Origin of the sequence: Roseofilum acuticapitatum BLCC-M154 (genome assembly GCF_030068475.1) — a bacterium.
GTDB classification, from domain to species: Bacteria; Cyanobacteriota; Cyanobacteriia; order Cyanobacteriales; family Desertifilaceae; genus Roseofilum; species Roseofilum acuticapitatum.
Map to the genome: position 1 here is coordinate 1 of NZ_JAQOSP010000069.1, position 11,755 is coordinate 11,755.

The 11,755-nt window shown below is 45.1% G+C and carries 12 protein-coding genes and 1 pseudogene; 5 read left to right on the top strand and 8 right to left on the bottom strand.

Translation table 11 applies throughout. The annotated features are described in order from the left end of the window. The 3 genes and pseudogenes from PMG71_RS10165 to PMG71_RS10175 all read left to right on the top strand — a co-directional run. Positions 1–322, top strand: a pseudogene (locus PMG71_RS10165) (GNAT family N-acetyltransferase); the annotation flags it as partial. A gap of 95 nt (positions 323–417) precedes the next feature. Continuing rightward, a complete protein-coding gene (locus PMG71_RS10170) occupies positions 418–2,067 on the top strand; it encodes an adenylate/guanylate cyclase domain-containing protein (RefSeq protein ID WP_283753564.1) in 1,650 nt (549 codons plus the stop codon). Positions 2,068–2,195: 128 nt separating this feature from the next. Next, entirely contained in the window at positions 2,196–2,990 is a 795-nt protein-coding gene (locus PMG71_RS10175) for a ParB/Srx family N-terminal domain-containing protein (RefSeq protein WP_283753565.1), read from the top strand. Between the two features lie 41 nt (positions 2,991–3,031). Here PMG71_RS10175 and PMG71_RS10180 read toward each other — a convergent pair whose 3' ends face one another. The 4 genes from PMG71_RS10180 to PMG71_RS10195 are packed head-to-tail and all read right to left on the bottom strand — an operon-like array spanning position 3,032 to position 6,320. After that, positions 3,032–4,111, bottom strand: a complete 1,080-nt coding sequence (locus PMG71_RS10180) for a transporter substrate-binding domain-containing protein (protein WP_283753566.1) — start codon at positions 4,109–4,111, stop codon at positions 3,032–3,034. An 11-nt stretch (positions 4,112–4,122) separates the two neighbouring features. Then, positions 4,123–4,422 carry a DUF3082 domain-containing protein gene (locus PMG71_RS10185; protein WP_283753567.1) on the bottom strand — a complete coding sequence of 100 codons (300 nt, stop codon included), beginning with the start codon at positions 4,420–4,422 and terminating at the stop codon, positions 4,123–4,125. Positions 4,423–4,427: 5 nt separating this feature from the next. Next, on the bottom strand, positions 4,428–5,372 hold the full coding sequence (gene ispE, locus PMG71_RS10190; protein WP_283753568.1) for a 4-(cytidine 5'-diphospho)-2-C-methyl-D-erythritol kinase: 945 nt from the start codon (positions 5,370–5,372) through the stop codon (positions 4,428–4,430). 3 nt (positions 5,373–5,375) lie between these two features. Further along, complete coding sequence (locus PMG71_RS10195; RefSeq protein ID WP_283753569.1) at positions 5,376–6,320, bottom strand: glycosyltransferase family 2 protein; 945 nt, start codon at positions 6,318–6,320, stop codon at positions 5,376–5,378. A gap of 185 nt (positions 6,321–6,505) precedes the next feature. Here PMG71_RS10195 and PMG71_RS10200 point away from each other — a divergent pair, with 185 nt between their 5' ends. After that, the gene (locus PMG71_RS10200; RefSeq protein ID WP_283753570.1) at positions 6,506–7,105 is read left to right on the top strand and encodes a Uma2 family endonuclease; all 600 of its coding nucleotides are present in this window, start codon (positions 6,506–6,508) and stop codon (positions 7,103–7,105) included. A gap of 128 nt (positions 7,106–7,233) precedes the next feature. On the opposite strand, the gene PMG71_RS10205 is transcribed toward PMG71_RS10200, so the two are convergent. The 4 genes from PMG71_RS10205 to PMG71_RS10220 form a co-directional block, all read right to left on the bottom strand. Then, positions 7,234–8,301, bottom strand: coding sequence for a CAP domain-containing protein (locus PMG71_RS10205; RefSeq protein ID WP_283753571.1), 1,068 nt, complete (start codon positions 8,299–8,301; stop codon positions 7,234–7,236). Between the two features lie 148 nt (positions 8,302–8,449). Continuing rightward, the gene (locus tag PMG71_RS10210; RefSeq protein WP_283753572.1) at positions 8,450–8,800 is read right to left on the bottom strand and encodes a DUF5615 family PIN-like protein; all 351 of its coding nucleotides are present in this window, start codon (positions 8,798–8,800) and stop codon (positions 8,450–8,452) included. A 2-nt stretch (positions 8,801–8,802) separates the two neighbouring features. Further along, positions 8,803–9,132: a DUF433 domain-containing protein gene (locus tag PMG71_RS10215; protein WP_283753573.1), complete on the bottom strand. Its 330-nt coding sequence runs from the start codon at positions 9,130–9,132 to the stop codon at positions 8,803–8,805. A 115-nt stretch (positions 9,133–9,247) separates the two neighbouring features. After that, positions 9,248–10,525 (bottom strand): hypothetical protein, encoded by a 1,278-nt coding sequence (locus tag PMG71_RS10220; protein WP_283753574.1) that lies wholly within the window; start codon positions 10,523–10,525, stop codon positions 9,248–9,250. A gap of 161 nt (positions 10,526–10,686) precedes the next feature. On the opposite strand from PMG71_RS10220, the gene PMG71_RS10225 reads away from it, so the two are divergent. Then, entirely contained in the window at positions 10,687–11,523 is an 837-nt protein-coding gene (locus PMG71_RS10225) for a Uma2 family endonuclease (protein ID WP_283753575.1), read from the top strand. The last annotated feature ends 232 nt before the right edge of the window (positions 11,524–11,755 follow it).

The window sequence follows — 11,755 nt, forward strand, 5'->3', positions numbered from 1 at the left end:
GTACATTAATCCAGAATTCGTATTATTAGCTGAACAGAGAAAAAAGATTGTTGGTTTTTTATTTGCTCTTCCGGATTTTTGCTTAAAACAACGGAAGTTGCCTATAGATACCCTCATTCTTAAGACTGTGGCTGTATTACCCCAAAGAGAGTATGCTGGACTCGGAAGTTTGCTGATTTTTCAATGTCATCAAATTGCCAAAAAATTAGGCTATCAATCGGTAATTCATGCTCTGATGTATCAGGGCAATTCATCCCTGAACATCAGTCAACGATATGCCCAACCCATACGTCAGTATACCCTATTTGCCAAAGCTATTTAAATCGCTTATACTTTAGGCATAGATTTCCCTGCAATTTTAATCAACCTTTATTCAATGGTTTTACTCCACCCCTTATCATCCCGCTTAAGAACACTATGCCGTATTTAATCTACGCTCCCCATAGTCAGGATGAAAAACTCTATGAATTACGTTGGGGAACCAATACCCTAGGGCGATCGCTTGATAATACGATCGTGATTAGTCATGCTAGTATTTCTCGCCATCATGCAGAAATTAACTGGACACCTAGTGGTGTAGAGATTTGCGATCTCCAGAGTAGTAATCATACTTTTATTAATGAAAGTCGAATTGAAAAAAAATGGCTTAAAGATAAAGATATTGTTCGTTGCGGGAAAGTGGGATTTCAATATCGAGAGCAACTGGAAGTTGTCGAAGAAGAAACCGGTCTAGATCCAGGGGAGCATCGCACGATTATTAAAGAATTTTCTGTGGATAAAAGTCATGTGGGAATGCCCGAATTATTATCCGATAATGAACAATCTTTATCCTTGCTGAAATTGCGAGAGCAAGATCAACAAAAACGCAAAGAAGATAAACTAAAAGTCTTGTTAGAAGTGGGTAAACAGCTTTCTTATCCAGAAAGACTAGATAAATTACTTAAGAAAATATTAGAAATTTTGTTAGATTTAATGCAGATCGATCGGGCCGCAATTTTATTGATTAATCCCAAAACTGAAAAACTGCAAGTTAAAGCAGTTAATTCTCGTCCTGGTATTCATGCAGATTATCAGTTTTATAGTAAGAAAATTACTAATTTTGTCCGTGAAAAGCAACAAACCATTATGACGGCAGATGCCCAAATCGATCGTCGGTTTAGTGATTCAGACTCGGTGATTAGTCAATGTATTCATGCCTCTATTTGTGCCCCTCTCAAACCCCGCGATACAGTAATTGGGGTGTTATATGTGGATAATTTGTCCTTAGCCAATGTCTATTCCGATGAGGATGTAGAATTTTTAACGGCTTTGGCAAATCAGGCGGCGATCGCCATCGATCATACTCAACTGTACCAAAAAATGGAATCTGAAGCCGTCTTGCGGGACAAACTCGAACGATTTTTCCCCAAAGCCGTCAGCCGTAAACTGCGGGAAGAAGGCAACTTAAATAAAATTGTAGACACAGAAGTTACCGCTTTATTTTCTGATGTCAGTCAATTTACTCAGATGTCTTCCCTCATGTCTCCCCGTGCTGTCATTGAAATGCTCAATGAATATTTCGGCATGATGGTGGAAGAAATTGTATTTCCCTACGAAGGAACCCTAGAAAAATATATCGGAGATGCTTTAGTGGCGGTTTGGGGATCGCCCTACCAGAGGGATGATGATGCAGAACGAGCAGTCAAAGCGGCGATCGCCATGCAATGGGCAGTCAGACGGCTGAATATCCAGCGTCAACAGCGCAACCATCATCCCATTCATATTCACATCGGCTTAAATACAGGACGAGTTGCTTCTGGAAATATTGGCACAGAACGCCTGATTCAATATGCCCATATTGGCGATACCATGAATGTAGCCAGTCGTATTTGTAGTGAAGCAAAAGCCAATGAAATTCTGATTTCTGCCAGCACTTTTGCTAAACTAAATCCTAATAAAATCCCTGTAGAACGTTTACCTCTTGTACAAGTCAAAGGCAAAAAAGATCCCCTACAAATTTATCGTGTTCTCTGGGAAGAACTGCCCTACCAAGATACCTTAAATGTAGAAGAATCCAGCGAAATTTAAGTCATGAGTTTCTGTTATTTTTCCCCCTATCTCCCCATCCCCCCATCACAGCGCAAAGCGCTGTAGTTTGACGGATGAGCGTATCACCGTTACCCTGTATAAGTATCCCTGACTGGGCAAGTTTAACTGTGAAAAAAATTTGGCTTTTGTGTCTTACCCTAACCGTAATCGGTTTATCCCTTCTTATCCCTCCTTCCGCAGATGCTAAAATTGCTCCTTGTCCCTCCCGTCCCCCTCAACTGAGAAGCCCCCTAGAATGTCAGATTGCGATCGGTGATTTGCATCCCACACAACCGGTTGTCGGTGACTATCAAGTGCAATATCAAGTGGCTTCTTTAAAGGTCATTGAACGAGGAGAATCGAGTCAATATACCAGTGTTGAAGAGTATGTAAATGAGCGAACTGTCCCCGTTGTTTTAGGCCCAGGTAATCAGTTTTATATGGTCGATTCCCATCATACTATGAGTTCAATTTGGGAGTATTATCAGGGCGATCCGAATATTCAGGTCAATATTGAAATTATCCAAGATTGGCGCAATAAACTGGATTTTTGGTCAGCTATGCAAGAGAATAATTATACTTATCTGGGAACTCCTGGAAGTCAGATTAATCCTGAAGATTTACCCCGGAATCTAGGGGAGTTGAAAAATGATCCTTATCGAGCCGCAGTAGGAATGGCGCTCAACTGGGGATTTTTTGAGCGACCAAAAGGGGAAAGAATCTTTTTCTATCAATTCAAATTAGCGGATTGTTTGAAGGAGTTTGGTTTGACTTTACCGGATGAGATTAATCGTTCCCATATTTATCAAACTCTGGCTATGATTCATGACCCTCAGTATAGTTATGGTAATAGCTCGGTTTGTACTGTTTCTGAACCTCAAGGGTTATCGTTGGAGGAGATTGCATCCAGACTGCAAGATTGAATAGAACCACAGAGGCACAGAGGACAGGAAGAAGGATAGGGTTATTGGGGTTGGGAGAACCATTTTTGGTTGAGAGAATTAAGCCAATCTTGTTCTTTGAGTTGCAGCAGGTGAATATTGATTGGTTCTGTCAGGGGGCTTTCTTGGGGAAATACAATTCCATAGTATTCTTGCGTCAAAAGTGGGAGCAGCAGACGGAATTCAGGGTTGTTGGAGGTATGGTAGCGCAAGGTGGGGGCATCGGCGACAAAGCCCTGAATTTTGCCTTCTCTGAGGGCTTGATAGCCTTGTTCGTAGGAGGTAAAGGGAACCATTTTCATGGGTTGTTGGCGCACAAATTCAGCGGCGGTTGTTTCTCTGACAGCGCCAATGGGATTCCCGTATAAGTCTTGAAGGGTGGAGGCGGCTCTTAGACGCTGGGCAGTGAGAGAAGAGGTGAAGTATCCGACGACAAATAGACTAAGAAACATCCAAAAAATGGCGACTAAGCGCCCGACAAATCCTACGGGGCTTTTGTCTCCATAGCCGACGGTTGTGGCGGTGACGAATGACCACCAAAGGGCTTCCCAAATTCCCCTTAGATAGGATTTGGGAAACATCTCTGGGTTGTTGCGACGTTCAAAAAACCAGACGAGATGAGCTGAAATAATGGAAATTCCGAGTAAGATGCCGATCGCTTTTAGGGCTTCTGGAGAGCTGATATAAGACCATAGAATGAGTAGGGGACGTTGGCGATAATCCCTGACCATGGCTTGTAAGCCTGTGGGATAGTAGGGATGGGAGAAGTCTAGGGTTTCTTCTCGGTTGGCGGTAATGGTGAATGCGGCGATCGCCAGATCGACTTCTCCAGTTTCTACGGCTGCTAAAACTTCGCCAACGGAATTAAAAATAACCCATTCATAGTCTAGGTTGAGATCTTGAGCGAGGGTATCCCAAAGTTCTATGCTATAGCCAAAGGGATTGCCGTCGGATTCTAGAAAGACGAAGGGTTCAAGGGCTTTTGTCCCGACTTTTAAGACGGGGGGATTGGTTTCTTGGGCAATGGTAACGCTGCTCAATCCGCAGTTGAAGGCAAATAGACTAATAGTAGTAATGAGAGTAGATAATAGTTTCTGTTTCATCCAAACGGGAATTAATGGGCACTGCTTTTGCGAAAAGTGAGTTGAATCGCTAGGGCTAATAATCCTACTGTAGTCAGGGCAAATACGCCAGTCGCTAATAATCCCATTCCCATGACGAGGGTGCGGACGGCTGCGCCGATGTTTAGGGCGATCGCATTCTTAGTGGCGAGGGGCTTATTGGCAAAGGTCTGGATAATGGACAGGGAGAGGAAATAGAGAAAGGAGGCGATCGCCCCACTCATGAGAGCGCCGGTTAAACAGCGCACTGGGGTAACATTGCTGGAAATAGGGGGTTTTGGGTTTTCATTCATGGTTACTATTCACTCACTTTAATGCCTGTGGGGGAAAACTGAGCTACCCACAACTTGAGATCGGGATGATGCAATTCTTGTTCAATGTAATTTTTAATTCGATCTGCTTCCGATTTTGACTCCGTAAGGGCAAAGACCGTAGACCCGGAGCCAGACATCAATGTACCCATGGCTCCTGCTTCCATAAACCGGTGTTTGAGCGTCACCAGTTGGGGATATTCGGGTAAAACAATTTTTTCAAAATCATTCCGTAATTCTTCGGTAATGGTGGCATGATTTTTGCTGGCGATCGCCCTTACCATCGGCCCAGAATGGACTTTTTGACCATAGGCTTCAATATGTTCCGGGTCACGAATATAGGACTCTTCATAGGTACTGCGATAGGTTTGATAGGCCCAAGCGGTGGAAACCTTTACACTTTCATACTTCGCTAAAACCACATAGAGTTGATCCAGATCGGGTAAGGGAGATAACTTTTCCCCCCGTCCCGTGGCTAAAGCCGTTCCCCCTCGGATACAAAAAGGCACATCCGACCCCAAAAGGGCCCCTAACCGCTCGCATTCTCCCTGAGTTAATCCCAATTTCCATAATAAGTCCAGACCCACTAATACGGCTGCCGCATTACTCGACCCTCCGGCTAACCCAGCCGCTACGGGAATCCGTTTATCAATGCGAATATTTACACCCCCATATTTTGCAAAGGTATCGGGAAATTCGGAGCGCATTAACTCTGCCGCACGATAGGCTAAATTGCTGGAGTCGCAGGGAACATCGGGATGGTTGCAAGTGACGCGAATGCTATCTGTACCGGAGGGTTCGATCTGAATGCGATCGCACAAATCCACACTTTGCATGATCATCGCTAATTCATGATAGCCATCGGCGCGATCGCCGACAATCTCCAGATATAAATTAATCTTCGCGCACGCTAATAGAGTATATGAACGCATGGTTTAGGAGTTGGAGGAGAGGGGTTCAATATAGCGGGCATTGTCTGGCAGATCAGAGAACCGTTGCCCTTGGGTTCTGGCTTGGAACATATACAACCCCAAAGGAGTATTCACTAAGTCTACAATATCAGCCCTCCCTAAGAGCATTTTGGTGCTGGTGAGGGGGACTTCTTTAAGCATCCAGCGCATCATCCGATAGAGGGTTTCTTTCAAAGTCAGGGAGCGCATCAAGTCTACCCCATGGAGTTGATGCAGATAGCGGTTGGACTCTCCGTAGCGATACCATTGTTTTTGCAGTTCCTTCAGGGTGCGACGGTGGCGATGTTTGACGGTTGCATCGGGGACAAACTCGTATTTGCAGTCAGTTTCGCGCAAAATGCGCCAGCACATATCTGCATCTCCTCCGGTGGTGAGATAGGGGCGAAATAACCCCACTTGCTGGAAAATAGAGCGACGCACGGCTAAGTTGGCGGTTTGTCCATAGGGACAGAAGGTGTTAGCGAGGGTATGTTTTTGAGAGAGGGTTTCTTGGCGATCGGCGTGTTGTTCCAGTAGAGTGTTACCAGAAAGAGCGATAATTTCGCCAATAGATAACCCAATTTCTGGCTTGGCAAAGGGTTGAACCAGGTTTTCTAACCATTGCGGTTGGGGGCGACAGTCGGCATCGGTGAAGGCGAGAATGTCGTACTGAGCGGTTTTGATGCCCAGGTTTCGCGCTGCATAGGAACTTTGGATCTGGGTTTGGCTGAGGGGTTTGAGGTTGGGTAAGTCGGCAGCTTGGAGAATTTCAGGAGTGCGATCGCGGCTACCATTGTCTACAATTAAGTATTCTAGGCGATCGCTCGGATAAGTCTGCTGCCGAAACCCCTCTAACAACTCCGGTAAATCCTCCTCACCGTTATACACCGGCACAATAACCGAAACTTGGGGAAAAAAAGGTGCATTCATGATTGTGGGAAATATAGCATTTTCAAAAGTTACCCTCATCCCCCAACCCCCCTTCGGCTCCGCTCAGGGTGGCGCTTCTCCTGTGGGAGAGGGATTTTCCTGCGGGCATAAAAGGGAGAGGGCAATATCTTGGCGATCCACATTATGATTGGATCGAGAACAAAGTTTATCTCAGGACACAGGTCATGATGTCATCTATTGTAGAGACAACTGGCGAACAACAGCTTATCCTTCCTGGATGTCACAGTTGGCAGCAATTCAAAACTATGCAAATCTGGGTAGAAGAGATCTCTGGTTTAAAGGTTCGTTATGTCGATGGCTATATTCAGTTTATGACCACGAGCCGAAAACACGAACGGATTAAGAAATTAATTGCGATTTTATTAGAAGTCTATTTCTTTGAGATGGGGATTCCTTTTTTCCCCGCAGGCAATGCCACCTGCGAAGCCGAAGAACGAGGTGCTTCATTTAGTCCCGATGAATCCTATTGTTTTGGAGAGGATAAACCCTATCCGGATTTAGCCATTGAAGTCGTCTTCACCAGTGGTGGTATTGATAAGCTAGAGAAGTATCGGAGATTTCGTATCCCAGAGGTTTGGTTTTGGCAAAACGATCGCCTGTCGCTCTACCTGCTGCGATCGGATTTGAGCGGATACGATCGCGCCCAAGAGAGTCAATTTTTACCCGATCTCGATTTGTCGGTACTAGCAGAGTGTATGCAGATTCCCGATATTTTAGCTGCTCGACAATCTTTTTTGAAGCGATTGGGCGATCGCCAACTTTAGCTCACTTTTTTTCTCCCGATCTCCTCTATCGTGTAGACTCTCCAGAAGCTGCCATTTCCCCAGTACAACGGCTGTAATTGAGAAACCAAGGTTTTTAGAGAACCCCAGTTTCTCTTAAGCCAATTCGATCAGACGGCAACAAAATCTCCGGGATCGAGTTGATTGGGTGCAATATTGGGGAGAATGGCTAAAATATCCGTAGTTCCAGCGAGGTAAATTAGGGTGGCGTTGGCTAATTCTCCACTGCCAGAATTGAAGGTTAAACTATTAAATGATAGCCCTTCGCCTAAGCCAATATAATCTTCTGAATCATTGTAAAAGATTAAATCGGTAGCACCGGTACGAAGCACAAAGATATCATTTCCTGCGCCTCCAATCATCACATCTGAACCCAGATCTCCATAGAGGATATCGTTACCGGCTCCACCATCGAGATAATCTTCGTTTTGGCCGCCGTAGAGGATATCATCGCCATTATCGCCGAAGACTTGATCGTTTTGGCGATCGCCGAACACAAAATCATTCCCTTCTCCTCCCGTGACAAAATCAAATCCCTGTCCCCCACGCACAGAATCATTACCCCCATCTCCGGCAACTTGGTCATTGCCTAGGTTGCCATTCACATAATCATTACCACTATTCCCCGTGGCAATATCATCTCCCCCTAGGGCGAAGATGGTATCATTACCTGCCGTTCCCACGATTTGGTCATTGGCATCAGTTCCCAGGGTAAAGGGACTCGCGGGATTAACCGGGGTAGGGGTTGGAGCGGGGGTTACCACACCACTGAGAGGATCGCCAAAGACTTGTGTCCAGTAGTAATTATAGTTAACATTGCCCGTATCATTCGCTAGAAAAAAGTAACCCACTCCGATTTCTTGCACATTGGCATTGAGGATATTGGCTCGATGTCCGGGACTATTCATCCAACCATCAACCACTTGTTCTGGAGTTTGATATCCAGTACCGATATTTTCTGCCCAGGTAGAGGCTTGATATCCAGTAGCGTTGATACGATCGCCAACAGAACTACCATCTAAACCCGTATGACTAAAAAAGTCCTGAAAGGCCATATTTTGAGTATGGACTTGAGCAGCTTGGGTTAACTGTGCATTGAGAACCAAAGGAGGTAAACCAAATTGACTGCGCTGGAAGTTGGTTAACTCTACAACTCGGTTAATAAATTCTTGACTCATAACATTTACCTCATTAATGAGTGCTTCTATAGGGATCTCAGAAAAACGACGGCTATTTTATGCGCGATCGCCAAAATTGTCATAAATCTTCAAACTTTCTTCTCGGTTTCGGCATAACGATGTAGTGATGCGGCTTTAGGCAATATATCTAAAAAGGTAGGTAGTGAATTTGTCCCGCGATTTCGTCCTCTATACTGCATTCGAGCAAAAGTAAAATATCCTCGATCGCTTGCCCAATACTTGCGCCCATTGGAATCTCTATCACACCAGCCATTGGCAAGTTTTGCTCGATTCGTTCATAAGCGTAGCGGGTAATTGTTGCAACATCATGGGTTAGTAGCACTCTATCTCTATCCGCTGCCCATTCAAGAATTGTTGGATCGTCGATACCTGATAGTCCCACATCCTGTACTCGCACAACATCAATATTACAATTACGTCTCAATAACCCTCTAATGATCGCATTGTCAAAGTTTTCATCTGCAAGTAACTTTAGCATCGCTATTTTGTCGCTTGACGTGCAAGTAGACGAGCGCGTAAGTTCTGAGAGTCAAACCGTAACTGATTCTGCTTACGGATTTCCTGTGCTAGAGTTTGACGCTGTTGCAGATATTCCTCAACCTCTTGCTGATAGTTCAGATAAAAAGCAATAGTGCTATACACATCGGACAATTTGAGTGATGGATAGCGAGATACAATTTCCTCAGACGAGAAACCTTGTTTGAAGCAAGCAATAACCGTATCAAGTGTCACACGAGTATTGGCAATTAAGATCGAACCATCAGCATTGGTGGCTAGTGGTATGGCGACTGAACGGGAGACAGTAAGCATAGCTCATCATGATTGGAATGCAGTGCTTACATTTTAGCGCCCAAAATAGTGATCAAAATATTGATCCAGATAATATTCCTCAAGTTCTGAAAATTTTTCAATCGCTTAGTTATTCTTAACTTTGGCGATCGCCGTTTCCGAGTCGGTCAATCTCTTGCTCTAGGATATCGGTTTCGGTGGTGTAAGTGAGATTATCGGGGGCGATCGCCTGTTTTTTAGCCAGACCTTTAGCATAGTCGAGTTTCTGCTGCACTTCTGCGTTAGGATGACGGAGCAGAGAACGGCGATCGCGGCGCATTTGGTTGCGTTGTTCTATCTTCTGATTCGCCTGTCCGAGCCACAAATAGCGACCCAGGGGAATGGCTAAAAATCCCACACCATAGGCTAACAAAATCCCGTAAATCGACTCAACAAAAGCCACAAATCCCCCCACTTGAGCGGCAACTGTGCCATCGGATAATAAGCTGCCTAACACTAACGCACCAATTAAATTCGCTGCTCCTAAGCCAATTGCCCACATAATTTGACTCGAACTCGCCCTACTAAAGCGCCATTTCTTCTCTTTCAGATAAGAAACCTGTTGTTCTTCCTCTTCTTCCTCAGTAGCCGTAATTTGTAAATCGGGAAACTGGTAAACAATGCCCCCTTCTGGAGTTACTTCTGGACGGCCATTGAAGCGCACCAACACTGGTAACAAATAATTCTCATATTCCAAATCATAGCCTTTACCTAAATCATCCAAATAGGGCGCAAGTTGTTCCGCCACTACAGCGCCATGACGAGAACGGATAGTTGCGGCGATCGCCTGCCAACGGCGTTGTTCTAAATGGGCATTGGGGTTACCATCCCCAAACAAAAAGGAAAAAATCGCTTCTAAAAAGTTCATCTCTGAAGCCGAGGATTGACGACGGGGCTGACTAGAATAATCCGGAGAAAAGAACCAAAACCAATCGGCTACATTTAGGGGAAACCAAAAGAAACGCAGCGATCGCCCACTCCCCCCGCGATCGCCATCTCCGTCTTGGGAAGATTGCACGCTAATAACGATGACGGCGATCGCCACCAAAATCAAAACCAAAGACAAAATCAGCAAAACTCCAAAAGAAATCCGCACCAGATAAAACAAAATTCGCCCAATCTGTTGCATCGTCTTTTGCCAACGCAAGCGCCAAAACTTACTCTGTAAAATCGTGCGAAAATTCCTCGGAAACTGATAAGCAATATCCCCAGACTCCGCCACCTGAAGATGTCCCCCCGCATCCGCAGCCAGAGCTAAGAGTCCTTGTTGCGCTTGCTCCACATTCAATCCTGTACGAGCAGCAACATCACCTACCGTTACCCGATAACCCAGATTTTCCACCGCTTCCATCAGTTTCCGATCCGGAATAGCCATCTTTGTTTACCTCTTAATGGTTTTCCCATTACCCATTACCGCACGAAGCTATAGTCCTCGGCCGCCTTCCTTATACCCTAGCAAAAATTAGAGGCTGGGAAAAGGGCGATCTCCAGGCATAGTGCTATACTACAATAAATTCAGTATTGAGGAAAAAAACAATGTCGGTTCAATTAATAGATGAACAACAACCTCAAACCGAAACCCTTGAAGAAGAAGCCATTCCTCTTCCTCCCACCGATTTACCCTATGACGACGGAGAACCCTTGGAAAGCAATCGCCATCGCATCGGCATGAATGTCTTGATTGCCTCTTTGCACCAGGCTTATCAAGGACGCAATGATTACTATAGTAGTGGCAATATGTTTGTCTACTACAGTAGCGCACAAGTCAAAAACAAAGACTTTCGCGGGCCGGATTTTTTTGTCGTCTTAAATGTAGATGGAACCCTAGAACGCCGCAGTTGGATCGTGTGGGAAGAGAAAGGACGCTATCCTGATGTCATCGTCGAATTGATGTCGCCTTCAACCGCCCAACAGGATCTCAATGAAAAGAAAAAGTTATACGAACAAACTTTTAAAACCAGTGATTATTTTGTCTACAATCCCTTTAACTCGAACTCATTACAGGGATGGCGTTTGGGCACTAACCGCAAGTATGAGGAAATTAGCCCTAATGAGCAAGGGTGGTTATGGTGTGCAAGTTTAGAATTATGGTTGGGCACTTGGCAAGGGGAATTGATGAAAGAAAATGCCCCTTGGTTGCGTTTTTACGATTCAGAGGGCAATTTGGTCTTGTTACCCGAAGAAGTGGCTTTGTTAGAGCAAGAGAGAGCCGAGCGCGAACGCGAACGGGCAAATCTGGCTGAGTCCGATCGCGAGCGCGAACGAGAGAGGGCAAACCTAGCCGAAACCGTTGTTGAGGAACAAAATCAGAAGATTCAACAATTAAGAGAACGCCTGCAACAACTGGGTCTCGATCCGGATAATCTCACCTGATATTCTGTATTAATCTAGTCAGTTCAAGTAGGGGCGGGTTATACCCAGAACTAGGAAACCTACCATCAATCCTGTAAACCCGCTCCACCCCATCATATCAAGTTCGCTTATTCATGTCCGCGAAGCGGAAATACCCTAATTAAAAATCCAGGGAGCAAGATGCTCCCACTCCAGTCAGATCAAAGAATTCGAGGAGTGCGGGCATCTTGCCCGCTTCTTAACAAATTTTCAT